At 74.5% G+C, this 23,913-nt stretch carries 19 protein-coding genes and 2 pseudogenes; 3 read left to right on the forward strand and 18 right to left on the reverse strand.

All coding sequences use genetic code 11. The annotated features are described in order from the left end of the window. Positions 1 to 16: 16 nt before the first annotated feature. From murG to ACOQFB_RS01620, 11 genes and pseudogenes are all read right to left on the reverse strand, one after another. Positions 17 to 1,168 carry an undecaprenyldiphospho-muramoylpentapeptide beta-N-acetylglucosaminyltransferase gene (gene murG, locus ACOQFB_RS01570; RefSeq protein WP_059437896.1) on the reverse strand — a complete coding sequence of 384 codons (1,152 nt, stop codon included), beginning with the start codon at positions 1,166 to 1,168 and terminating at the stop codon, positions 17 to 19. Then, on the reverse strand, positions 1,165 to 2,394 hold the full coding sequence (ftsW, locus tag ACOQFB_RS01575; RefSeq protein WP_059437895.1) for a putative lipid II flippase FtsW: 1,230 nt from the start codon (positions 2,392 to 2,394) through the stop codon (positions 1,165 to 1,167). Before ftsW ends, murG begins: the two co-directional genes overlap by 4 nt. Then, positions 2,391 to 3,778, reverse strand: a pseudogene (murD, locus tag ACOQFB_RS01580) (UDP-N-acetylmuramoyl-L-alanine--D-glutamate ligase). Before murD ends, ftsW begins: the two are co-directional and overlap by 4 nt. Before the next feature lie 2 nt (positions 3,779 to 3,780). Further along, positions 3,781 to 4,923, reverse strand: coding sequence for a phospho-N-acetylmuramoyl-pentapeptide-transferase (gene mraY, locus ACOQFB_RS01585; RefSeq protein WP_059437893.1), 1,143 nt, complete (start codon positions 4,921 to 4,923; stop codon positions 3,781 to 3,783). Then, entirely contained in the window at positions 4,924 to 6,318 is a 1,395-nt protein-coding gene (locus ACOQFB_RS01590; RefSeq protein ID WP_421610690.1) for a UDP-N-acetylmuramoyl-tripeptide--D-alanyl-D-alanine ligase, read from the reverse strand. Beyond that, positions 6,315 to 7,805 (reverse strand): UDP-N-acetylmuramoyl-L-alanyl-D-glutamate--2,6-diaminopimelate ligase, encoded by a 1,491-nt coding sequence (locus ACOQFB_RS01595; RefSeq protein WP_421610691.1) that lies wholly within the window; start codon positions 7,803 to 7,805, stop codon positions 6,315 to 6,317. Before ACOQFB_RS01595 ends, ACOQFB_RS01590 begins: the two co-directional genes overlap by 4 nt. A 117-nt stretch (positions 7,806 to 7,922) precedes the next feature. Further along, positions 7,923 to 9,950, reverse strand: a complete 2,028-nt coding sequence (locus ACOQFB_RS01600; RefSeq protein WP_421610692.1) for a PASTA domain-containing penicillin-binding protein — start codon at positions 9,948 to 9,950, stop codon at positions 7,923 to 7,925. Between the two features lie 3 nt (positions 9,951 to 9,953). After that, positions 9,954 to 10,457 (reverse strand): hypothetical protein, encoded by a 504-nt coding sequence (locus ACOQFB_RS01605; protein WP_421610693.1) that lies wholly within the window; start codon positions 10,455 to 10,457, stop codon positions 9,954 to 9,956. Continuing rightward, complete coding sequence (gene rsmH / locus ACOQFB_RS01610) at positions 10,454 to 11,386, reverse strand: 16S rRNA (cytosine(1402)-N(4))-methyltransferase RsmH (protein WP_059437888.1); 933 nt, start codon at positions 11,384 to 11,386, stop codon at positions 10,454 to 10,456. Before rsmH ends, ACOQFB_RS01605 begins: the two co-directional genes overlap by 4 nt. Next, on the reverse strand, positions 11,383 to 11,685 hold the full coding sequence (locus ACOQFB_RS01615) for an STAS domain-containing protein (protein WP_059437887.1): 303 nt from the start codon (positions 11,683 to 11,685) through the stop codon (positions 11,383 to 11,385). Before ACOQFB_RS01615 ends, rsmH begins: the two co-directional genes overlap by 4 nt. Before the next feature lie 20 nt (positions 11,686 to 11,705). Beyond that, positions 11,706 to 12,143, reverse strand: a complete 438-nt coding sequence (locus tag ACOQFB_RS01620; RefSeq protein ID WP_012527790.1) for a division/cell wall cluster transcriptional repressor MraZ — start codon at positions 12,141 to 12,143, stop codon at positions 11,706 to 11,708. Positions 12,144 to 12,466: 323 nt separating this feature from the next. Between ACOQFB_RS01620 and ACOQFB_RS01625 the strand changes: the two are divergent. From ACOQFB_RS01625 to ACOQFB_RS01635, 3 genes and pseudogenes are all read left to right on the forward strand, one after another. Then, positions 12,467 to 13,287: pseudogene (locus tag ACOQFB_RS01625) on the forward strand (SDR family oxidoreductase). Between the two features lie 182 nt (positions 13,288 to 13,469). Beyond that, positions 13,470 to 14,285, forward strand: coding sequence for a hypothetical protein (locus tag ACOQFB_RS01630; RefSeq protein ID WP_421610694.1), 816 nt, complete (start codon positions 13,470 to 13,472; stop codon positions 14,283 to 14,285). 187 nt (positions 14,286 to 14,472) lie between these two features. Further along, a complete protein-coding gene (locus tag ACOQFB_RS01635) occupies positions 14,473 to 15,513 on the forward strand; it encodes a hypothetical protein (RefSeq protein ID WP_421610695.1) in 1,041 nt (346 codons plus the stop codon). Positions 15,514 to 15,524: 11 nt separating this feature from the next. Here the strand turns inward: ACOQFB_RS01635 and ACOQFB_RS01640 are convergent, their stop codons facing one another. The 7 genes from ACOQFB_RS01640 to ACOQFB_RS01670 all read right to left on the reverse strand — a co-directional run bounded on the left by ACOQFB_RS01640 (position 15,525) and on the right by ACOQFB_RS01670 (position 23,913). After that, on the reverse strand, positions 15,525 to 16,379 hold the full coding sequence (locus ACOQFB_RS01640; RefSeq protein WP_421610696.1) for a formate dehydrogenase accessory protein FdhE: 855 nt from the start codon (positions 16,377 to 16,379) through the stop codon (positions 15,525 to 15,527). Between the two features lie 37 nt (positions 16,380 to 16,416). Further along, on the reverse strand, positions 16,417 to 17,067 hold the full coding sequence (locus ACOQFB_RS01645; RefSeq protein WP_421610697.1) for a formate dehydrogenase subunit gamma: 651 nt from the start codon (positions 17,065 to 17,067) through the stop codon (positions 16,417 to 16,419). After that, on the reverse strand, positions 17,064 to 17,939 hold the full coding sequence (gene fdxH / locus ACOQFB_RS01650; protein WP_059438130.1) for a formate dehydrogenase subunit beta: 876 nt from the start codon (positions 17,937 to 17,939) through the stop codon (positions 17,064 to 17,066). Before fdxH ends, ACOQFB_RS01645 begins: the two co-directional genes overlap by 4 nt. A 9-nt stretch (positions 17,940 to 17,948) precedes the next feature. Next, a complete protein-coding gene (gene fdnG, locus ACOQFB_RS01655; RefSeq protein WP_421610698.1) occupies positions 17,949 to 21,035 on the reverse strand; it encodes a formate dehydrogenase-N subunit alpha in 3,087 nt (1,028 codons plus the stop codon). A gap of 202 nt (positions 21,036 to 21,237) precedes the next feature. Beyond that, entirely contained in the window at positions 21,238 to 22,164 is a 927-nt protein-coding gene (locus ACOQFB_RS01660) for a hypothetical protein (RefSeq protein WP_059438127.1), read from the reverse strand. 121 nt (positions 22,165 to 22,285) lie between these two features. Beyond that, entirely contained in the window at positions 22,286 to 23,101 is an 816-nt protein-coding gene (locus tag ACOQFB_RS01665) for an ABC transporter ATP-binding protein (RefSeq protein ID WP_059438126.1), read from the reverse strand. Positions 23,102 to 23,103: 2 nt separating this feature from the next. Beyond that, positions 23,104 to 23,913 carry an ABC transporter permease gene (locus ACOQFB_RS01670; protein WP_059438125.1) on the reverse strand — a complete coding sequence of 270 codons (810 nt, stop codon included), beginning with the start codon at positions 23,911 to 23,913 and terminating at the stop codon, positions 23,104 to 23,106.

Consider the following 23,913-nt stretch of genomic DNA (forward strand, 5'->3'; position numbering starts at 1 on the left):
GGACGCTCCTCGGGCGCTACGACGCGAGATCCGGCGGGCGCGCGGGCTTCTGCCCGGGCTCGCGCGCCTGGCCGAAGGGCGAGCCCCAGCGGCGGCGGACCAGCTCCATGCACACGTCGGCGATCTCCTTGGCGGCCTGCGGGCTGCCCAGCCGGCCCGCGGCCCGCGCCATCCGCTCGCGGCGCTCCGGCGCGTCGAGGATGTCGCGGATCTCGCGGGCCAGCACCTCGCCGGTGAGGTCGCGCTCCTCGATCATCACCGCCGCGCCCGCGTCCACCAGGCTGCGCGCGTTCTTCACCTGGTGGTTGTCGGCGGCGGCGGGGAAGGGGACCAGGATCGACGGCTTCTTGCAGACCGTCAGCTCGGCCAGCGTGGTCGCGCCGGCGCGGCACACCACCAGGTCGCAGCCCGCGTACGCCGCGCTCATGTCGTCGATGAACTCGCGCACGTCCGGGGTGAACCCGCAGGCGCGGTAGCCCTTCTCGACGTACTCGCGGTCGCGCGCGCCGGTCTGATGGGTGATCTGGATCCGCTCGCGCAGGTCGGCGAGGTGCGGCAGCGCCTCGATCACGCGCATGTTGAGCGCGTGCGCGCCCTGCGAGCCGCCGAACACGAGCAGCCGCGGCACGCCGTGCGCGGACTCGGGGCGCATGTAGTTCTCCATCAGCCGCCGGCGGATGGGGTTGCCGAGCTGGTAGACCTTGCGCGCCGCGAAGTGCCGGGCCGCCTCGGGGAACGCGGTGAACGCGGCCTTCACCACCCGTCCCAGGAGCCGGTTGGTGAGGCCCGCGATCGCGTTCTGCTCCTGCACCGCGGTGGGGATGCGCATGGCCCAGGCGGTGAGCACCACCGGCCCGCTGGCGTAGCCGCCCACCCCCACCACCACGTCCGGCCGCCAGCGCCTGAGGATGCGCCAGGACTGCAGGAACGCGCGGGGGAGGAGCAGCAGGTTGAGCAGCGCGCCCAGGAGGCCCTTGCCCTTCAGCCCCTTCACCTCGATGAGCTCGATGGGGAAGCCGGCGGCCGGGACCACCGACGCCTCCAGCCCGCGGGCGGTGCCCACGAAGACCACGTCGTTGGCGGGGTGGCGCGTGACCACCTCCTCCGCCAGCGCGATGCCGGGGAACACGTGCCCGCCGGTGCCGCCGCCCGCCACCATCATCCTCATGACGCGTCCTCCGCGCGGGCCGCCGACAGGCGCGGCGCCCCGCCGATGGGCGCGCCCACCCGCACCGCCGCGGGCGCCCGGGTGAGGAAGCCGCCGCGCTCGCCGCTCACCGAGAGGAGCAGGCCGGTCGCGGCGAGCAGCGTCATGATGGAGCTGCCGCCGTAGGAGACGAAGGGCAGGGTGAGCCCCTTGGTCGGCGCGAGGCCGAACACCACCGCCAGGTTGACGAGCGCCTGCGTGCCGACGAGCGCGGTGACGCCCAGGGCGGCGTAGCAGCCGAACGCGTCCGGCGCGCGCAGCGCGGCGCGGGTGCCGCGCCAGAGGACCACGCCGTAGAGCACCAGCAGGAGCGCCATCCCGAGGAGCCCCGTCTCCTCCGCCAGCACCGCGGCGATGAAGTCGGTGTGCGCGGCGGGCAGGAAGTACAGCTTGCCCTTGCCCTGGCCCAGCCCCTGCCCCAGCCACCCGCCGTTCGCGGTGCCGAGCAGCGACTCCCAGAGCTGGAAGCCGAAGGTGGTCTTGTACTGCTCGGGGTTCATGAAGGCGAGCCACCGCTGGTAGCGGTACTCGGTGGACTTGATGAAGTGCCAGGCGACGGGCGCGGCCACGAGGCCCGCCGCCACGAGGTACGAGACCCGCGCGCCGGCCGCGAACAGCATCGCGAACAGCACCATGAACAGGATGAAGCCGGTGCCGAGGTCCTTCTGCCACAGGCACAGGCCCACCATGAGCAGGGTGACGAGCAGGTGCGGCAGCAGGCCGATGGAGAACATCCGCATCTTGGACTGCTTCCGCGAGAGCGAGTGCGCGAGGTAGAGGACCAGCGCGACCTTGGCGAGCTCGGCGGGCTGCAGGTTCACCGGGCCGAGCGGGATCCAGCGCTGCGCGCCGCCCGCGGTGCGGCCCACCAGCTTCACCAGCACCAGCGCCGCCAGCGTGGCGGCGAGCACCGGGTACGCCACCGTCGCGAGCCGGCGGTAGCCGACGCGCAGCGCCGCGGCCATGCCGGCCAGGCCGATGGCGACCGCCACCATTTGCCGCTTCAGGTAGTAGAACTCGTCGCCCAGGCGGCGGCCCGCCTCCACCGCGCTCGCCGAGTAGACCATCACCAGGCCGAGCGCGACGAGCAGCAGCACCGCCGCGAGCAGGAGCGGGTCGAAGCCGGGCGCGCCCGCCCGCGGCGCCTCGGGCGCGCGTTCGTCCCGGGCGTGGCGGAAGAGCCTCATCGCGCCTGCTCCGTCGCGAGCCGGCGGAAGGCCTCGCCGCGCTCCTCGTAGTTCGCGAACTGATCGTAGCTGGCGCAGGCGGGGGAGAGCAGCACCACGTCGCCCGGCCCGAGAGGACCGCCGCCCGGCGCACCGCGCCGGCCAGGTCGCCGCACGGCTCGGTGGGCGCGAGGTCGCCCAGCTCCCGCTCGATGGCGGGCGCGTCCTCCCCGATGGTGAGCAGCGCCTTCACCCGCCCGCCGAACAGCGGGCGCAGCGGCGCGTAGGGCGCCTTCTTGCCGCGGCCGCCCATGATGAGCACCACGCGCGGGGCGCCGGACGGGAACGCGGCCAGGCCGACGAAGGTGGAGTCCACGTTGGTTGCCTTGGAGTCGTTCACCCACTCCACCCCGCGCCCCTCGGCGACCAGCTCGAGCCGGTGGTGCAGGCCGGGGAACGCGTCGAGCCCGGCCTGGACCGCCTCGCCCGGCACGCCCATCAGCCGCGCGCAGAGCACCGCGGCCATGGCGTTCTCGCGGTTGTGGCGGCCGCGCAGCGCGCGGTTGCGGAGCTGGTAGCGCTCCGGCGCGCGGCCGCGCGGCGTGAACCAGATGGCCGTCCCCTCGGGGCCGGGCTCGCCGCCCTCGTCGCGGGCCGAGGCGGGCGCGGGCGCGCCGAAGCCGAAGGTGTGCAGGTCGCCGCGCGAGGCGCCGGCCATGGCGAGCGCCCGCGGGTCGCGCGCGTTCGCGACGGCCACGTCGTCCGGCTCCTGGGTCGCGAACAGGCGCGCCTTCGCGGCCGCGTACGCGTCCACGTCGGCGTAGCGGTCGAGGTGGTCCGGGGTGACGTTCAGGACCGCCGCCACCCGGGCGCGGAAGCGCTCGATCCCCTCGAGCTGGAACGACGACAGCTCGACCACCGCGGCGTCGGCCGGCTCGCCGGAGAGGGCCAGCTCGGAGAGCGGCGTGCCCAGGTTCCCGCCCACGAACGTCCGCCGGTCGCGGGCGAGCAGCGCGCCGGTGAGCGCGGTGGTGGTGGACTTGCCGTTCGTCCCGGTGATCCCGACGATCGGCAGGCCGCCCAGGAAGCGCGCGGCCAGCTCGACCTCGCCCCACACCGGCACCCCGCGCCGCCGCGCCTCCTGGATCTCCGGGTTCGCGAGCGGCACGCCCGGCGACGCCACCACCAGGTCGGCGCCGGTGAAGTCGGCGGGGTCGTGGCCGCCCAGGCGGCGGGTGACCGACGCCGGGAGCGCGGCGAGCGCGCCGCCCAGCTCGGCCTCGCCGCGGCGGTCGGTGACGGTGACGCGCGCGCCCTCGCGGGCGCAGAGCCGCGCAGCGGCCACGCCGCTCTTCGCGAGCCCCACCACCGTCACCCTGGTGCCCTTCAGCTCCGGTGCGGCCACGGCTACCTCAGCTTGATGGAGAGCAGCGCCACCAGCGCCAGCATCACCGAGATGATCCAGAAGCGGACGATGATCTTCGGCTCCGCCCACCCCTTCAGCTCGTAGTGGTGGTGGATGGGCGCCATCCGGAAGATGCGCTTGCCGGTGGTCTTGAAGGACCAGACCTGGAGGATGACGCTCACCGTCTCGGTCAGGAAGACGCCGTGCAGGATGGCGCTCGCGAACTCGTTCTTGGTGAGCACCGCCATCATGCCGAGGCCGCCCCCCAGGGCGAGCGAGCCCACGTCGCCCATGAACACCGACGCCGGATAGGTGTTGTACCAGAGGAACGCCACGCCGGCGCCGAAGATGGCCGAGCAGAACACGCCCAGCTCCTCCGCGCCCGGGATGTACGGCACCCGCAGGTACTCGGCCAGGCTGAACCCGGCGATGGTGGCGCCCGCCACGTAGGAGAGCGCCAGGAACGTCATGGCCGAGACGATGGTCGGGCCGATGGCGAGGCCGTCCAGGCCGTCGGTCAGGTTGACCGCGTTCGAGGTGGCGATCACCACGAACACCATGAACGGCAGGTAGAGGAAGCCGAGGTCCGGGTTGAAGATCCGGGAGGGCACGAACGGCAGGGTGACGTGGAGGTCCACGTAGCTGCCCACGAACACCCAGGGGAAGCGGTGCTCGACGTGGAAGCGCCAGTCGGTGAGGCAGGCGTAGTAGACCACCACCACCACCAGCACCTGCAGCACGAGCTTCTTCTTGCCGGCCAGGCCCTTCGAGTTCTTCTTCGAGATCTTGAGCCAGTCGTCGGTGAAGCCGATGGCGCCGTAGCCCAGCGTCACGAGCAGGGCCGCCCACACGAAGCGGTTGGTCAGGTCGGCGAACAGCAGCGTGGCGATCGCGACCGAGGCCAGGATCAGCGCGCCGCCCATCGACGGCGTGCCGGCCTTCTTCTTGTGCGTGTCCGGCGTGTCCTCGCGGACGTTGGTCGAGCCGTACTGGAGCACCCGCATCCGCTCGATGAAGATCGGCCCGAGCAGCAGGCCCAGCACCATGGCGGTGAGCCCCGCCGCCACGATGCGGAAGGACGGGTAGCGGAGGACGTTGAGGAGGCTGAGCTTGTAGGCCAGCGGGTAGAGGAGGTGGTAGAGCATCTAGCGCAGGGCCTCGACGAGCCGCTCGAGCTTCATGCCGCGGCTCCCCTTCACGAGCAGGACGTCGGTGGGACGGAGCCGCTCGCGCACGAACGCGACGAGGCGGTCCAGGTCCTCGGTGTGGAAGGTCTCGGCGAGGCCGGCCGCGCGGGCCGCCTCGGCGGTGGCGCGGGCGCGCGGCCCGAACGCGGCCAGCACCGCCACGCCGGCGGCGGCCGCCTCGGCGCCCAGCGCGCGGTGCGCCTCCGCCTCGAAGGTCCCCAGCTCGAGCATGTCCCCGAGCACCGCGACCGCGCGCGCGCCCGGGGCGGCGGCGAGGTCGCGCAGGACCTCCAGCGCGGCCGACATCGAGGCCGGGTTCGCGTTGTAGCAGTCGTCCACCAGCTGGACGCCGGACGGGAGGCGCTCGAGGCGGAGCCGGCGGCCCACCGGCCGGACCGCGGCCAGGCCCTGCGCGATCTCGCGATCGGTGCAGCCCACCGCGATGGCCGCGCAGGCGGCGGCCGCGGCGTTGCGGGCGTTGTGCGCGCCGACGAGGCCGGGGATGTGCACCGGCACCTCGCGGTTGCCGACGCCGAGCACGAAGCGGAGCCCCTCCACCGACTGCGAGAGGACCTCCAGCACCACCACGTCGCCGCGCCGGCCGCGGCCGGAGGCGAAGGTGAGCATGCGGCGGCCCGAGGCGACGCCGCGCTTCAGCATGCGCGCGTCGTCCGCGTTCACCACCGCGATCCCGCCGGCCGGCAGCCCCTCGTACAGCTCGGCCTTCGCGTCCGCCACCGCGTCCACCGTGCCGAGCCCCTCCAGGTGGGCGGGCGCGGCCAGCGTCACGACGCCCACCTGCGGCTGGGCGATGGCGGCGAGCCGCGCGATCTCGCCGGGGTGGTTCATGCCCATCTCGATGACCGCGGTCGCGTGCGAGTCGTCCAGGCCGAACAGCGTGAGCGGGACGCCCACCTCGTTGTTCAGGTTGCCCTCGGTCTTCAGCACCGGGCCGCGGGTGGCCAGGATGGCCGCGATCATCTCGCGCGTGGTGGTCTTGCCGTTCGAGCCGGTGACGCCGATGACCGGGATGCCGAAGCGGCAGCGGTGGTGCCGGGCGAGCGCGCCGAGCGCGGCCAGGGTGTCGGCCACCGCGAGCGCGGGGCGCGGCGGGGCGGGGTGCGCGGCGGCCCAGGCCTCGGACACGACCAGCGCGGCGGCGCCGGCGGCGGCGGCGGCCTCCAGGTGATCGTGCGCGTCGAAGCGCTCGCCCTTCAGCGCCACGAAGAGCTGCCCCGCGGCCAGCGTGCGGGTGTCGGTGGAGACGCCGTCCACCGCGGGCGGCGGGGCGCCGAGCCAGCGGCCGCCGGTGGCGGCCGCGAGCTCGTCTGACGTGAAGCGGGGAGTGGTCATGCGATCCCGAGCGCCTTGCGCGCCTCGTCGCGGTCGGAGAAGGGGCGCTTCTCCGCCCCCACCTGCTGGTAGTCCTCGTGCCCCTTGCCGGCGACGAGCACCGCGTCGCCCTCGCGCGCGCACTCCACCGCGAGCGCGATGGCGGCGCGCCGGTCCGGCTCCACCACGTAGCCGTCCGCGCCGGCGCGCGCGCGGGCGGCCGGGATGGCGGGCTTCCCGGCGCGGTCCAGGCCGGGCAGCACGTCGGCGATGATCGCGAGCGGGTCCTCGGTGCGCGGGTTGTCGCTCGTCACGATGGCGAGGTCGGCGGCCGCCGCGGCCGCGCCCATGAGCGGGCGCTTGCCCCGGTCGCGGTCGCCGCCGCAGCCGAACACGCACACCAGGCGCCGCGGGGAGAGCCCGCGCAGCGCCGCGATCATGCGCGCCAGCGCGTCGTCGGTGTGCGCGTAGTCCACGAAGACCGAGAGGCCGCGGCCGTCGATCCGCTCCAGCCGGCCGGGCGCGCCGTGCGAGGCGGCGAGGCCGCGGGCGACCGCCTCGGGCGGCAGGCCCAGGCCGAGCGCGAGGCCGGCGGCGCAGAGCAGGTTCTCGAGGTTGTGCTGGCCGACGAGCGGCGAGCGGATCGCGATCGCGCCGGCCGGCGTCTCGAACGTCGCGCGGGTGCCGTCGAGGCCGGTCCGCACCTCGAGCGCGCGCAGCGCGTCGCCGGCGCGGCCGCCGTAGCGCCAGACGCGCGGCCCCGGCCCGAGCTGGTCGGCGAGGCGCGCGCCCCAGGGATCGCGCGCGTTGATCACCGCGGTGCCGCCCGGCGCGAGGTGCTCGGTGAAGAGCCGGCGCTTCGCGGCGAAGTACGCGTCCATGTCGCGGTGGTAGTCGAGGTGGTCGCGCGTGAGGTTGGTGAAGCCCGCCGCCTGGAAGCGGATCCCGGCCACCCGCTCCTGCGCGAGCGCGTGCGACGACACCTCCATCACCGCGTCCCGCGCGCCGGCCGCGACCATCTCCGCCAGCACCGCCTGGATGGCGGTGGACTCCGGGGTGGTGTGGCTGGCCGGCCGCTCGGCGCCGGGGAAGCGGAAGGAGATGGTCCCGAGGACGCCCACCGGCACCGCGGCGGCGCGCGCGCACGCCTCCACGAGGTAGGTGACGGTGGTCTTGCCGTTCGTGCCGGTGACCGCGGCCATGCGCAGGCGCTCGGCCGGCCGGCCGCAGAAGGTGGCGGCGGCGAGGGCCATGGCGCGGCGGGCGGACGGCGCCAGCAGCAGCCGGGCGGGGGCGCACTCGACCGGCCGCTCGGCGACCACCGCGACCGCGCCCCGCCGCGCCGCCTCGGCGGCGAACGCGTGGCCGTCGTGCTGGACGCCGGGGAGCGCGAAGAACGCCGCGCCCGGGATGACCTCCCGCGAGTCGCCGGTGACGCGCGTGATCTCCGGATCGCCGGCGAGATCGCCGCGGGCGCCGCTGCCGGCGATGACGGTGGAGAGCCTCATGTCGCTTACCGCGGGAGATACCATGCAAACGGCCGTCCGCCTCGTTTTCCTCCGCAGGACCGGCCGGTTGCGCGCGGGCGTGTCCGGCGGGACACGCGGGCGGCGCGCCCCCTTCTATCATCCCGCCGGAGCGAGCGTCACCCGGACCCGCGAGCCGCGCGCGACCACCTTGCCCGCGGCGGGCGTCTGGCCGACCACCCGGCCGGAGCCGTTCGGCTCGGGGGCGAGGTCGAGCTCCTCCAGGCGGCGGATGGCGGCGCGCATGGGGAGGCCGGCGAGCGCCGGGACCGCCACGCTGCCGGCAGGCATCGCCGCCTGGCGCCGGTCGGCCCACTCCACCGCGGGCGGCTCCGGCGGCTCGTCGGCGGCCGGCGCCTGCGCCACCTCCACCGCGGCGGGCGGCGGGGTGCGCACCGCCGAAGGATCCGGCGGCACGCCCATCATCCGTAGCGCGTACTCGGCGATCTCGCGGAACGCCGGCGCCGCCACCTCGCCGCCGTAGATCTCGCCGCGCGGCTCGTCGATGAACACGCCGATGGCGATGCGCGCCTGCTCCGCCGGCGCGAACCCCACGAACGAGCTGTAGTGCCGGTCGGAGGAGTAGCCGCCGGAGATGCGGTCCGGCTTCTGGGCGGTGCCGGTCTTGCCGGCGGCGCGCCAGCCGTCGAGCCGCGCGCGCTTCCCGGTGCCCTTCGGCTCCTCCACCACGCCCACCAGCCACCGCGCCACCATCGCGGCGACCTCCGGGCGCACCACCTGCCGGACCACCTCGGCGGCGGGCGCCTCCAGCACCTGCCCGGTGGCCGGGTCGAGCACGCGCTTCACCAGGCGCGGGCGCACCAGCGCGCCGCCGTTCGCGATCGCGGCCATCGCCGTCGTGACCTGGAGCGGGCTGGCGGTGATGGGGCCCTGGCCGAAGCTCTGCGTGGCGAGGCCGATGTCGGAGCGCGCCAGCTGCACCTGGCCGCGGATCTCGCCGGGCAGGCCGACCCCGGGGCGCTCGCCGAAGCCGAACGCGAGCAGCGCGTCGCGCACGCCCTCGCGCCCGAGCCGCGCGCCGATCTGCGCCGCGCCGATGTTGGAGCTCTCCACCAGGATGCGCGACGGGCCGGCCCAGCCCACCGGGTGCGTGTCGTGGATGACGTGGCTGCCCACCGGCCAGCGCCCGGCGCCGCAGTCGAACGGGTCCTTCGGGCCGACGGCGCCGCGGTCGAGCGCCGCGGCGATCACGAACGTCTTGATGGTGGAGCCGGGCTCGAACGCGTCGGTCACCGGGCGGTTGCGGATGGCGTCCGCGGTGCGCGGCGCGTTCGCGTTCGCGACCGGGTAGCTGGCGAGCGCCAGCACCTCGCCGGTGCGCGGGTCCATGGCGACGGCGGTGCCGGACAGCGCGCGCGAGCCGGTCACCGCCCGCGCCAGCGCCCGCTCCGTCACCACCTGGAGCCCCTGGTCGAGCGTCAGCTCCACCCGCGCGCCCTCGCGCTCGCGGCCGGGCGAGGGGGCGTCGGCGAGCACCACCCGCCCGCGCCCGTCGCGCAGCGACGGCACCCGCGCCGGCTCGCCCCGGAGCAGCTCGTCCTCGGCCAGCTCGACGCCCTCGCGGCCGGCGCCGTCGTCGTCCACCACGCCGAGCACCTGCGCGGCCAGCTCGAGCTTCGGGTAGTAGCGCCGCGTCTCGGGGACGAGCCGCACCGCGCGCACCCGCTCCTCGTCGATCCACCTGCGCAGCGCGGCCGCCTCGGCGGGCGGGATGCGCCGCTCCAGCCACACGAAGCGCCCGCCCTTGGCGAGCTTCCGCTGCAGCGCGCGCGGGTCCTGCTTCAGGATCCGGGCGATGCGGCGGACCGCGGCGCCGGAGCGGTCGTGCTCGGCGAGCAGCTTCGGGTCGGCGTAGGCGGACTGCGCGTCGGCGCTGCCCGCGAGCAGCACGCCGCTGCGGTCGGTGATGACGCCGCGCCGCGGCCGGAGCACCAGCTCGCGCAGGTACTGGTCCACCGCCTCGCCGGCGAGCGCGTCGCGCTGCAGCACCTGCAGCCAGAACACCCGCCCCGCCACCGCGGCCAGGCCGGCGGCGAGCAGGGCGGAGAACACGGTGATGCGGATGGCGATCCAGCGCGCGGCGCGGGGGTCCGGCCCGGCGCGCACGGCCTACGGCTCCCCCGGCGGCGCGCGGCCCGCCCGCAGCGGACCCCGGAGCGCGTACGCCGCCCCGGGAGCCGCCGCAGGCCCCGCCGCCGCCGCCCGCCCAGCAGAAGGGGATGGCTCCGCCGGCCGAGGAGGGTGACCAACCCCATCCACGCCCGCCCTACCCGGCGCGTCCAGCGGACGCCCCGGGCCTGCCGCCAACACCGCACCGCGGTCCGGCGGAGCCATGCCCAGCCCAGAAAGCCTCGCGTGCACCGCCCGCTCCAGCTGCCCGGGCGAGCGGAGCATCTCCAGCTCGATGCGCAGCTGGTCCTGCGCGGCCACCAGCTCGGCGTGCTGCTTCTGCAGCTCGCCGAGCGCGTAGCCCGCGGCCACCACGCGCGTGCGCGACCAGATGTGGAACACGCCCAGCGCCGCGAGCAGCGCGGCCGCGAGCGCGATCTCGCCGGCCAGGCGCGCGCCGGGGAGGCCGGGGGCGCTGCGGCGCGCGGAGGCGCGGGCGCTCATCGCAGCTTCTCCACCGCGCGCAGCCGCGCGCTCCGGGCGCGCGGGTTGCGCGCGATCTCCTCGTCGGACGCCTTGACCGCCTTGCGGGTGATGGCCGCGAACGAGGCCTTCGCCCCGCAGGCGCACACCGGCAGGTCCGGCGGGCAGGTGCAGGCCTGCGTCAGCGCCCGGAACTTCTCCTTCACCATCCGGTCCTCGAGCGAGTGGAACGAGATGGCCGCGGCGCGGCCGCCCGGCGCGAGCACGCCGGGCAGGCCGTCCAGCCACGCCGCCAGCGCGCCCAGCTCGTCGTTCACCGCGATGCGCAGCGCCTGGAAGGTGCGGGTGGCCGGGTGGATCCGGTGCGGCCAGGCCTTGCGCGGGATGGCGCCGGCCACCACCTCGGCGAGCCGCGCGGTGTCGAGCGGCGCCTCCGAGTCCAGGGCCGCCTTGATGGCGCGCGCCACCGGCCGCGCGAACGGCTCCTCGCCGTACTCGCGCAGGATGCGGGCCAGCTCGCGCTCGTCGATGCGGCGCAGCAGGTCCTCCAGCGTCTCGCCGGTGTCGCCCATGCGCATGTCGAGCGGGCCGGGGCGCGAGAAGGAGAAGCCGCGCTCCGCCTCGTCGAGCTGGGGCGAGGAGACGCCCAGGTCCACCAGCGCGCCGTCCACCGCGCCGATGCCGAGCGCCTCGAGCACGTTCTTCGCGTCGCGGAAGTCGGAGCGCACCGCGCGGAACGCCTCGCCGAAGCGGGCGAGCCGGGCGGTGGCCGCGGCGAGCGCGCGGGGATCCTTGTCGAGGGCGATCACGCGCGCCCCCGCCTCGAGCAGCAGGCCGGAGTGCCCGCCGCCGCCGAGCGTGCCGTCGAGGAACAGCTCGCCCGGCCGGGGGCGCAGGAGCTCCAGGACCTCTTTCGCGAGTACCGGCTCATGGCGAAAGTCCGCGCTCACGCCGCCCGGACGGCCTCCTCCACGTCGCCGTACAGCTCCACGTAGCCGCCCGCGCCGCCGGCGTGGACCAGGTCGCGCACGTAGCGACTGGCCCCCGCGGCGCGCAGGCCGGGGATGGCCTTCAGGAGCGCCGCGCCCGCGTAGTGCAGGTGCGTGACGCGCTTCAGGTCCACCACCACCATCCGGCCCTCGCGGCGGGCGCGCTGCGCCAGCCCCGCGATGGCGGACAGCTCGTCGCGCGTGAGCTCGCCCACGCAGCGGATCACCGTGACCTCGTCCTGGTTGCGCGCCTCGTACATTGCCCGTTCCCCTTCGCCCGCTACGCCGTCCTGAAGAAGTCCACCACCTGGTCCGCCGGGATCTCCGCGGACATCTGCTCGTCGTAGGCCGCCCGGTCGTACAGGTGGATGGTCCGTCCCATCCCCACCCAGACGACGTCCTTCTGCAGGCCCGCCCACTCGCGGAGCGGCGGCGGGACCAGCACGCGGCCGTGGACGTCGAGGTCCACCTCGTGCGCGCTCGAGACGAACTTGAGCACGTTGCGCTGCCACCGCGCGTCGAGGGGCGAGGCCTCCATCACCTTCTTCACCAGCTCGTTCCAGACCGACTGCGGGAGCGCCTGCACCGCCCGCCAGTGCGGGTACTGCATGAGCACGATGCGCGGCTCCCCGGCCGCGGCCAGCGCCTCGCGAAACTTCGCGGGGAGGCTGGTGCGCCCCTTCGCGTCGATCGCGTGGTTGAAGGTTCCGAAGAACACGGGCTGGCCGATCTTCCCGCCGGGATCCGCTTTTTGCCACTTTCTCCCACCGGACGGTTCGGATCTACGGACATCGGCCGGGGAAGTCAACGGTCGGCCCGGCGCGCCCGGACGTGCCTGGGCCGGCGTTCAGGATCGGATCTGGAGCCGTGGGGGTGGGCGTTGTCCCACACGCGACCGGTGGGAGGGACGCGAGGGACGGCGCGCGCTTCGGCCGCACCGATATCGCGGTGGGATCGCGGGCGCAGCGCCGCCCCGAGCGACCCGTTGACGCGCCGTGGCAGGACCCTGAATAAGGGTTCGACCCCCAGCCCGAGGCCGCCATGACTTCACTGAAAGACAAGACCGTGTTCATCACCGGCGCGAGCCGGGGATCGGGCGCGCCATCGGCGTGGCCGCCGCCCGCCAGGGCGCGAACGTGGTGGTGGCCGCGAAGACCTCGGCCCCGCACCCGAAGCTCCCCGGCACCATCCACGACGCGGCCGAGGAGATGGAGCGCGCCGGCGGGCGCGCGCTCGCGGTGGAGTGCGACATCCGCGAGGAGGCGCAGATCGCGGCGGCGGTGGCCCGCGCGGTCGAGCGGTTCGGCGGGATCGACGTGCTCGTGAACAACGCCAGCGCGATCTTCCTGGCGGGCACGGTGGACACGCCCATGAAGCGCTGGGACCTGATGCACGGCGTGAACGCGCGCGGCACGTTCGCCGTCTCGCAGGCCTGCATCCCGCACCTGGCCCGCGCCGCGAACCCGCACATCCTCAACCTGTCGCCGCCGCTCTCGATGGAGCCGCGCTGGTTCGCGAACCACCTCGCCTACACCATGGCGAAGTACGGCATGAGCATGTGCGTGCTGGGCATGGCCGAGGAGCTGCGCGACCAGGGCATCGCGGTGAACGCGCTCTGGCCGCGCACCGTGATCGCCACCGCCGCGCTGAACCTCCTCGGCGGCGACGAGACCGCCCGCCACGGGCGCACGCCCGAGATCGTCGCGGACGCGGCCATGGAGATCCTCCGCCGCCCGGCCCGCGGCTGCACCGGCAACTTCTTCATCGACGACGAGGTGCTGCGCGAGGCCGGGATCACCGACCTGTCGCGCTACGCGGTCGAGCCCGGCGCCGAGCTGATGCCGGACCTGTTCCTCGGCTGACGCGCCGCGCCGCCCGCGGCCCCGCGCCGCGAGGTGGCGGCGTTTCACCCACCGTGTCGTACCCGGCCGCCTGTGGGCGGAGGTCGGGCCTCCGTCCCCGCACGCTTCGGGGGCTGCCCTCCCGGCGGTGACGCGTGCTACGCGATCGGCTTCACGACCGGCGAACGCCGATGGGGACTCTCATGCGAAAGCTCACGATCGCCGCCCTGTGCGCGGCGGCGATGGCCTGCGGTGGCGGTGACGAGGCGGCGGACCCCGCCTCGAGGAAGTTCACGTACGGTGCGGTGGGCGCGGCGACGCTCGAGGAGCAGGCCGCGGCCGACCTGGCCCAGGGCAGCGCGGCCGACGCGCAGCTCGTCCAGTCGGGCACGAGCAGCGACGGCTCGTCGGTCGCCGGGCTGGCGGACGCGATGGCGTCGCAGGCCTGGGGCAGCGCCACGGTCGCGGTGGCCGCGCTCCGCGCGGCCGGCATCGAGCGGGCCGTGACGACCGTGCGCCCCGCGGCGGACCTGACCGGCTTCGACGACCCCGGGTGCGTGACCGTGACGACGGGCCGGATCTCGTACTCCGGCTGCACCATCACCATGGGCCTCGATCAGCTGTCGGTGAACGGCTGGTTCGCGCGTGACGGCGCCACCCTCGCCTGGGACGTCACCAGCGCGCTCCACAGCGTGGGCGACACGTACGACCTCGACGTCTCCTCGCACCTCACCGGCAACCTGACGTTCGGCACAGCGACGGTCGCCGGGCGCGTCCGCTCCGACAACGCGGCCACCATCCACACCGCGCAGGCGAGCATGCACGTCGCCTACACCACGCTCGCCGACCTCGCCCTCGAGCACGACGGCAACGGCTGCATCACCGGCGGCACGCTGGAGCTGCGCCGCGTCTGGACCGATCGCGCACCCGGCATGCCGACCACCGGCGAGTACGCCGACGCGGGCCTGATGTTCACCTGGCAGGGCTGCGGGATCGTGCTGGTGTCACGCTCGATGTAGCGGGAGCGGGGGCGCCCGGCGAGCGAAGCGCGCCCGCCGGGGCGCCGCCGCGCGCGCGGCGAAGCCGTCCGCGGCGGCGCACGGGCCCCGGCGAGCAGGGTGGGGCCCCACGGAGCTCGGCTCCGTGGGGCGGGGCGCAGCCCCGTGAGAAGAAGCGCGCTCCCGCCGGGATGGCTACCATCCTGGCATGCACTCCGCGGACCGCGCACTGGCCGCCGTCGAGCGCGCGCTGCACCTGCAGCTCCCTCGCGGGCTGTTCCTCCCCGGCGGGCTCGGCCCGTTCGACGAGACGGTGGAGCCGGAGGCGCTGCTCGAGCCGGGTGCGGGCGTGGTTCGCGGGGGTGAGCTGCTGCCGGACGCGCTGCCGTTCGCGCGCGGCGCGGACGGCGCGGTGCTGGCGCTCCGCTTCGGGCCGGGCGGGCGGCCCCGCGAGGCGATCGCCTGGCACCCCGGCGGCGCCTGGCACCCGACCGACCTCGCCCCCGGGCTCGCGTCCGAGCCGGCGCGCCTGCGCCGGGCGTGCGAGGCGGCGCTGGAGAGCGGCCTCGCGGTCCTGGCGCGGGAGACCGGCGCGGCGTCGCTGGCGCAGGACCTCGGCGTCGCCCGCGAGACCTTCTCCGACTGGCTGCTCGACGCGCGGCTCGTGCCCGCGGCCGCGCGCGCCGCGCTGCGCCGGCTCACCGGGGCGGGCGACGTGGCGCTGTTCGCGCAGGACTGGTGCGCGGCGGCGTCGGCCGCGCGCGCGGCGCTCGCGGCCCGCCCGGATCTCGCCTGGCCGGGCGCGGTTCTGGGCTGGCACGAGGAGGGGCGTGGGCGCGCGACGGACGCGGCCCGCGCCTACGCCGGCGCGCTGGGCGCGTTCGGGGGCACGCTCGCGTTCGCGGGCCGCCTGGCGCGCCCGGGCGAGAGCGCCGCCCGCGTCATCTCGGCCGCCTGGCTGCGCGCGACCGGCGGCCGCGCCGCGCCGGATCCCACGCTGCGCGCCGCGCTGGCCGGGCCGGGGCCGCTGCGCGCGCACCTCGTCGCCGAGAGCGACCGCGCCCGCGCCGACGGGCGCCACGGGGCCGCGTGGGACCTCGCGCTGCGCGCGGGCTGGCAGCGCCACGTCGCCGTGGACATGGACGACGTGCTGGGGCGGATGCTCGACGCGGCGGAGGCGGCCGGCCACGCCGCGCACGCCGAGCTGGCGCGCCTGCACCTGCGCGCCTGGGTCGAGTCGGGGCGGTAGCGCGCGGCGGCTCAGCCGGCGACGGGCAGGAACAGGTTCGGGCCGACGCGCCCGTTCCCGGCCTCGCCGAGGAGCAGGTCGAGCGCGAGCGTGGCCGCGTCGTCGGCGAACGGCTCCGAGCCGGGGCGCTTCTCGAGATCGAACAGCTTCAGGTAGCCCTGGCAGGCGGCGCACGTCTCGGCGCGCGCGCCGGGATCGTTCTCGAGGTGGTGGTAGGCGAGTCCGGCGGTGGCCTGGCAGCCGGCGCAGCGGATCCGCGGGAGGTGCCACTCGGCCGCGCAGAGCGAGCAGGTGAGGTAGCGGAGGCGATCGTCGCCCTGCACCACGCCGGCCACGGGCGGCGAGCCGCACACCGGGCAGCCGCCCTCCACCCGCGCCACCGTGGACGGGTCGAGCCGCGCGGCCCGCACGGTGGCGAGCACCTGCAGCGCGGCGCCGGCGAACGTCGCCGCGGCCAGGTCCTCGCCGCGGGAGGTCCCGGCGAGCGCGCCGGCCGCGATGCGCCGGAGCGCCTCCGGCGCGGCGTCGCGGAGCCCGCGCACGGCCTCCGCGGCGGCGTCCGGCAGGCCGTCGGCGGGGAGCGCCGCGAGCAGCGCCCGGAGCACCGCGCCGAGCGCCGGGTCCGCGGGGAGCGCGTCGCGGTCCATAGGCCGGCCCGGCGCGCGCGGCGGCACGAAGCCCGGGACGGCCGCCGTCGCGGCGCGCTGCGCGCCGGCGAGCCGCCCCAGGAACGCGAGGAACGGATCGCCGCCGCGCTCCGCGGCGACGGCCTGGAACCGCGCGGCCCGGCCGGCGAACAGCAGGCCCGGGTCCGGGAGGCGCAGGTACGGGATCTCGACCCCGGGGAGCTGCACGAGCGTGTTCACGCCGCCTCCCCCGCGACCGCCGCCCCGCGCCGCCCCGTCACGGCCGCTCCTTGCCCGTCATCCGCGCGTACCAGCCCGGGTGATGGAACCGCGCCCACGCGCCGGAGACGGTGCCCCGGGTCATGGCGCGCATCGAGCCCTTGGTCCAGTAGGCCGCGTACACGTGGATCCCGATGCCCACGAACATCACGAACGCGAGCCCGGCGTGGAGGACCGCGGCGAAGCGCCGGGCGCCGAGCGAGAAGGAGGGGGCGAAGTACGGGCGCCACAGCACGATCCCGGTGAGGAACAGCCCGGCGATCACCACGACCATCGACCAGTACATGAGCTTCTGGCCGGCGTTGTACTTCCCGTCCACGTAGGGATCGGCCGCCTTGTTCATGTAGGCGACCATCTGGCCCATCCACTTCTTGTCGCTGTCCGTCATGATGTTGTCGCGCCACAGCCGCAGCGCGTACGCGTAGAAGAGCACGAACAGCGCCACCCCGAGGAACGGGTGGAGCACCCGCATGAACGCGGCGCCGCCGAACAGCGCGCTCGTCCAGTAGAAGAACGGGTGGAACAGGGCGAGGCCGGACAGGAACAGCGCCACGTAGGCGACCGCCACGGCCCAGTGCGTGAGGCGCTCGCCGGTCGAGTAGCGCGGGACGACCTCCTGGCCCGGCGGCATCCGCATCGCAGGCATCATGACGGGTTCTCCTTGTGGTCCTCGTCGACCTCGATCGGCCCGACCTTCATGTAGTGGAAGAACCCGGCCACCACGACCGAGACCATGGTGAGGACGCCGAGCGTCTTCGCGACGCCGCTGCGCCACAGCGCCACCAGCGGCGACACGCGCGGATCCTTCGGCAGCCGGTACAGCTCCGGATCGCCGTGCGGCAGCACGAACAGCACGTGCGTGCCGCCCACGCCGGACGGGTCGTACAGCGCCGCCTTCTCGAAGCCGCGGGCCTTCAGCTCGACCAGCCGCTCGCCGGCGAGGTCCTTCATGTCCGTCTTGGTGCCGAACGCGAGCGCGCCGGTGGGGCAGGTCTTGACGCACGCCGGCTCGAGCCCGACCGAGACGCGGTCGGAGCAGAGCGTGCACTTGTACGCCTTCTGGTCCTTCATCGAGTAGCGCGGGATGTTGAACGGGCAGCCGGTCTGGCAGTAGCCGCAGCCGATGCACTGGTCCTGCTGGAAGTCCACGATCCCGTTGGCGTACTGCACGATCGCGCCGGGGGCCGGGCAGGCCTTCAGGCACCCGGGCTCGGCGCAGTGCAGGCAGCCGTCCTTCACGATGAGCCAGGCGAGCCCCTTGTCCGCCGGGAGCTCCTCCTCGTAGAAGCGCATCACCGTCCACGACTGCGCGGTGAGGTCGGCCGGGTTGTCGTAGTGCCCCGGGTTCACCCCGACCTCGTCGCGGAGGTCGTTCCACTCCATGCACGCCGACTGGCAGGCCTTGCAGCCGATGCACTTGGAGATGTCGATGAGCTTCGCCACCTCCAGCGCGCCGCGCGCCTGCGGCGGCGTGCTGGTGGAGGCGGACCGGTTGATGACGTCGAGCGACTGGAACGCCATGGCCGCCTCCTAGACCTGCCCCGCGGCGGCCTTCTCCACGTCCACCAGGAACGCCTTGAACTCGGGCGTCTGGGTGTTCGCGTCGCCGACGAAGGGGGTGAGGGTGTTCGAGATGTAGCCGGGCTTGGTGAGCCCGTCGAAGCCCCAGTGGATGGGGATGCCGACGGTGTGGACCTCCTGGCCCGCGATCTTCAGGGGCTTGATGCGCTTGGTGACCACGGCCTTGCCCACGATGCGCCCGCGCTTCGACCGGACCGCGACGGCGTCGCCGCTGCGGATGCCCTTCTTCCCGGCGAGCACCTCGTCCAGCTCGATGAACAGCTCGGGCTGGAGCACCGCCGGGATGCGCGCGTGCTTGGTCCAGAAGTGGAAGTGCTCGACCACCCGGTACGTCGTCGCGGCGTACGGGAACTCACCCGGCAGCCCGAGCTGCGCCTTGTCGCCCGGGAAGATGCGCGCGGCCGGGTTCGGCCCGACCTTCGGGTGCATCGCGTTCGACGTCGCCGGCGACTCGAACGGCTCGTAGTGCTCGGGGAACGGCCCCTCGGCCATCTTGTCGAGCGCGAACAGCCGGCCCATGCCCTCCGGGTTCATGATGAAGGGCGACATGCCCTCCTCGGGCTTCGAGTCGACCTTGAAGTCCGGCACGTCGTGCCCGACCCACTTCGCGCCGTTCCACCACACCAGCTTGCGGTTCTTGTCCCACGGCTTGCCGGACGGATCGCAGGAGGCGCGGTTGTAGAGGACGCGGCGGTTGGCCGGCCACGACCAGCCCCAGGACGGCGTGACGCCCAGGCCGCTCGGGTCGGAGACGTCGCGGCGCGCCATCTGGTTGCCGGCCTGCGTGAACGAGCCGCAGTACAGCCAGTTGCCCGAGGCCGTGCTGCCGTCGTCCTGCAGGTGCGCGAACGTGGCGAGCTGCTCGCCCTCCTTCGCCAGCAGCGGGGCCTTCGGGTCCTTCGGATCCGCCTTGGGATCCTTCACGTCGGCGAGCGCCTTGCCGTTGAACTCGCGGGCGAGCTCCTCGGCGGAGGGGGAGCGCGGGATCTTGTAGTCCCAGGTCAGGTCGCGGATCGGATCCGGGAAGGCGCCGCCCTCCTTCTCGTAGAGCGCCCGGAGCCGCATGAAGAGCGCCGCGACGATCTCGGCGTCGCCCTTCGCCTCGCCGGGCGGCTCGGCCGCCTTCCAGTGCCACTGCAGCGTGCGCCCGGAGTTCACCAGCGAGCCGTCCTCCTCGGCGAAGCAGCTGGAGGGCAGCCGGAACACCTCGGTCTGGATCTTGGCGGGCTCGACCGGGTTGAGGTCGCCGTGGTTCTGCCAGAAGTTCGAGGTCTCGGTGACGAGCGGGTCGATGGTGACGAGGTACTTCAGCTTCGAGAGCGACTCGAGCAGCTTGGGCTTGTTCGGGATCGACGCGAGCGGGTTGAAGCCCTGGCAGAGGTACCCGTTGATCTTGCCCTGGTGCATCAGGTCGAAGACCGCGAGGATGTCGTAGACCTTGTCGAGCTTGGGCAGGTAGTCGAACGCCCAGCCGTTCTCCTTCGTGGCGGCCTTCCCGTACCAGGCCTTCATCAGCGACGCGTAGAACTTCGGGTAGTTCTGCCAGTAGTTCATCTGGCCGGGCCGGAGCGGCTTCGGCGTCCGCTTCGCCAGGTACGTCTCGACGTCGGCGTCCGCGTCCCGCGGCACGGTGAGGTAGCCGGGCAGCAGGTCGGAGAGCAGGCCGAGGTCGGTGAGCCCCTGGATGTTGGAGTGGCCGCGCAGCGCGTTCACGCCGCCGCCGGCCATGCCCACGTTGCCGAGCAGCAGCTGGATCATCGCGATCGAGCGGATGTTCTGCGAGCCGACCGAGTGCTGGGTCCAGCCGAGCGCGTACAGCGCCGTCATGGTGCGGTCCGGCGCCGAGGTGGTGGCGATCGCCTCGCAGATGCGGGTGAACGCGGCCTCGGGCACGCCGGTGATGTCCGCCACCATCTTCGGCGTGTAGCGCGCGTAGTGCTTCTTCATGAGCTGGTACACGCAGCGCGGGTCCTGCAGCGTCGGGTCGCTCCTCGCGAAGCCGTCCGGGCCGGTCTCGTACGACCAGGTCGACTTGTCGTACGCGTGCTTCGCCTCGTCGTACCCGGAGAACAGGCCGTCCTCGAAGCCGTAGCCCTCCTTCACGATCAGCGACGCGTTGGTGTACGCGGTCACGTACTGCTTCTGGATCGCGTCCTTCTCCAGCAGGTGGCGGATGACGCCGCCCAGGAACGCGATGTCGGTGCCCGGGCGGATCTGCGCGAAGACGTCGGCCACCGCGGCGGTCCGCGTGAAGCGCGGGTCCACCACGATGAGCTGCGCCTTGTTGTGGGCCTTCGCCTCGACCACCCACTTGAAGCCACAGGGGTGGGCCTCGGCGGGGTTGCCGCCCATGACGAGGACGAGGTTGGCGTTCTTGATGTCGACCCAGCTGTTCGTCATCGCGCCACGGCCGAACGTGGGGGCCAGACCGGCCACCGTGGGACCGTGTCAAACACGTGCTTGGTTGTCGATCGCGACCCCGCCCAGCGCGCGCCAGACCTTGTGGGTGATGTAGCCGGTCTCGTTCGACGAGGCGCTCGCGGCGAGCAGGCCGACGGTGGGCCAGCGGTTCACCGTCACGCCCGCCGCGTTCTTCGCGACGAAGTTCTTGTCGCGGTCGTCCTTCATCAGGCGCGCGATCCGGTCGAGCGCCCAGTCCCAGGTGACGCGCTCCCACTTGTCGGAGCCGGGCGCGCGGTACTCCGGGTAGCGCAGGCGGTTCGGGCTCTGGACGAAGTCGAGCAGCGACGCGCCCTTCGGGCAGAGCGTGCCGCGGTTCACCGGGTGGTCGGGATCGCCCTCGACGTGCATCACCGCGCTGTGCGCGTTCTTCGCGCGATCGCCGAGCGTGTAGAGGATGACGCCGCAGCCCACCGAGCAGTACGGGCAGGTGTTCCGCGTCTCGGCGGTGCGCGACAGCTTGAAGTTGCGGACGTCGGCGAGGACGCGATCCGGCGAGAAGCCCAGCGCGACCAGGCCGGTGCTGCCCACGCCGGCGGCGGTGAGCTGAAGGAACTGGCGTCGGGTGACGGACATGGCTCGAACCTCCAGGAGGTTCGATCTCCATAGCCCCGTCCCTCCGCGGATGGCAGAGGCCCGGCGTGGCCAGTTGGGGCACCCAACATCATTTACGATTCGTGAACGACGTCGTGACGCGCGGCGCCATGGGCCGTGCGTCGAACGAGTCCTCGGGCGCGCCTCTGAATGTGGAGTGGTCCGGTCGATGATGTGCCGCGTCTCATCCCCGCGGCGGCACCGCCCGCACGGGCTCCGCGCCCGCGCCGTCGGACAGCACGCGCGCCGAGAGGAGGCGGCCCATCGGATCGCGCAGCACCTCCAGCGCGCGGCCACCGCCCGCATCCACCACCTGCACCACCTGGCCCCGCTCGTCGCGCCGCTGCGCCCGGATCGGGAGCGCCGCGAGATCGCCCACGTCGCGCTCCGCGACCAGCGTCCCCTGCGCGTCGAGCGCGCGCTCGAGCACGCGGCCATCCGGGGTGAGCAGGCGCTGCACCCGCTCGCCCGCTGCGGTCCGCGCCTCGGCGAGCAGCGTGAGGGCCGGCGGGGGGAGGGCCGCGACCGGGAGCTCGGCGACGGGCTTCGCGCCCGCGGGCGCGTCCTTCACGATCGCAGGCGAGGGGGCGGGCGCGGCGGGCGGCGCAGCGCTCGCCAGCGCGGTCGCCTCGGCGGCGGCGGCGTGCGCCGGCTCCGACGCGGCCGGCTCGAGCCGCACCCCGGGGGCCAGCCGCGCCGCGTCGTCGAGCAGCGCCTGGACCGCGTCGGCCGAGCCCCCGAGCGTCAGCTTCAGCACCACGTCCCGGTAGACGACCCCGGGCTCGACCTCGGCGGGGAGGTTCGTCCGCTCGACCTTCCACCACGCGCGCGCCGGCGCCCCGCCGGCGAGCGTGACGCGGATCCGGGGCCGCTCCTCGAAGGTGACCTGGCGGAGGCGCACGGTGGCGCCGAGCTCGACCGCGGCCGGGTCGGCGGCGCCGGCGGCCGGATCGAGCGCGGGCGCGGGGGAGACCGCGAGCGCCACCGCGAGGGCCACGAGCGCGGCCTCGTCGAGGCGCGGCGCGGGGGTGCCCGCCGGGGCCTCGGCGTGCGCCGGACATGGGAGGAGCGCGGCCGCGAGCGCGGCGGCGGCGAGGCGAGGGAGCGTCACGGGGCACCTCCGGCCGCGCGCGCGAACCGTCCCGCGCGCGGCGACCGGAGATGCATGCGAACCGCCCGCGCCGCAGGGAAGCGCCCGCGGCGGGCGCCCCCGCGGCGGCGGGGAGGCGCGGTCAGTCGGCGGTGGCCGACGCCTCGGCCTGCTCGTGGCGGAGCTGCTCCTCCATCACCAGCCGGGAGATCTCGCGCTTCACGTCGTTGAACTCGGGCGAGGCGGGGTCGCGCGGGCGGGGGAGGGTGATGCGCAGGTCGCGCTTCACCGTGCCGGGGCGGTAGGTCATCACCACCACGCGGTCGGCGAGGTAGATGGACTCCTCGATCCCGTGCGTCACGAAGACGATGGTCTTCCGCAGCTCGGCCCAGATCCGGAGCAGCTCGTCCTGCAGGTTGCGCCGGGTGAGCGCGTCGAGCGCGCCGAACGGCTCGTCCATGAGCAGCATGGGCGAGTCGATGGCGAGCACGCGGGCGATGGCCACGCGCTGGCGCATGCCGCCGGACAGGTCCTTGGGGAAGCGGTCGCGGAAGTCGCGCAGGTTGAGCTTCGCGAGCAGCGCGTCCACGCGCTCGCGGATCTGCCCGCGCGGCGCGCCCTTCATCTCCAGGCCGAACGCGACGTTCTTCTCCACGGTCATCCAGGGGAACAGCGCGTACTCCTGGAAGACCATGGCGCGGTCGGGCCCGGGCGCCGTCACCGGCCGGCCGCCCGCCACGATGCTGCCGGCGGTGGGCGGGGAGAAGCCGGCGATGGCGTTGAGGAGCGTGGACTTGCCGCAGCCGGAGGGGCCGAGCAGGCACACGAACTCGCCCTCGGCGATGTCGAGGTCGATGCCGTCGAGCGCCTTCACCTCGCGTCCGCCGGTGGTGAACACCTTGCGGACGTCGCGGATCCGGATGGCCGGGACCTGGGCGCTGGGGAGATCGGCGGGCATCCTCATCCCTCCATCCCCCGGTGCCACCGAAGGAGCCACCCGTTGAGCCGGCTCATGCCGAGGTCGATGCCCAGGCCGGCGATGCCGATCGAGATCATCCCCGCGATCACCTTGTCGGACCAGAAGTACTCGCGCGCCTCGAGGATGCGGTAGCCGAGGCCGGCGTTCACCGCGATCATCTCCGCCACGATCACCACGATGAACGCGACGCCGATGCCGATGCGCACGCCGGCCAGGATGTACGGCATGGCGGCCGGCACCATGATGCGCCAGAACAGCGTCCACTCCGACGCGCCCAGGTTGCGGGCGGCGCGGACGTAGATGGCGTCCACGTTCCGCACGCCGGCGATGGTGTTCATGAGCACCGGGAAGAACGCGCCGAGCGAGATGAGGAAGAACGCCGGCGGGTCGCCCAGCCCGAACCAGAGGATGGCGAGCGGGATGTACGCGATGGGCGGGATGGGCCGGAGGATCTGCACGAGCGGGTTCATCAGCTCGTACACCACCGGCCGCGAGCCCATGAGCAGCCCGAGCGGCAGCGCCAGCCCGGCGCCGACCGCGAACCCGCCCACCACCCGGTACAGGCTGGTGAGCGCGTCGTGCGGGAGCTCGCCCGAGAACGCCCAGGCCAGCCAGTTGCCCCCCGCGTACGGCTCGAGCGGCCGCGCGTAGGCGATCCAGCGCAGCAGCACCTGCGACGGCGCGGGGAGGACGATGGGGGAGACCCAGCCGGCCCGGGAGACGCCCTCCCAGGCGGCCAGGAAGATCACCGGCACGGCCAGCGACCGTGCGAGTCGGAGCGCGCCCCTCAT

Origin of the sequence: Anaeromyxobacter sp. Red801 (assembly GCF_049201065.2) — a bacterium.
GTDB lineage: Bacteria > Myxococcota > Myxococcia > Myxococcales > Anaeromyxobacteraceae > Anaeromyxobacter.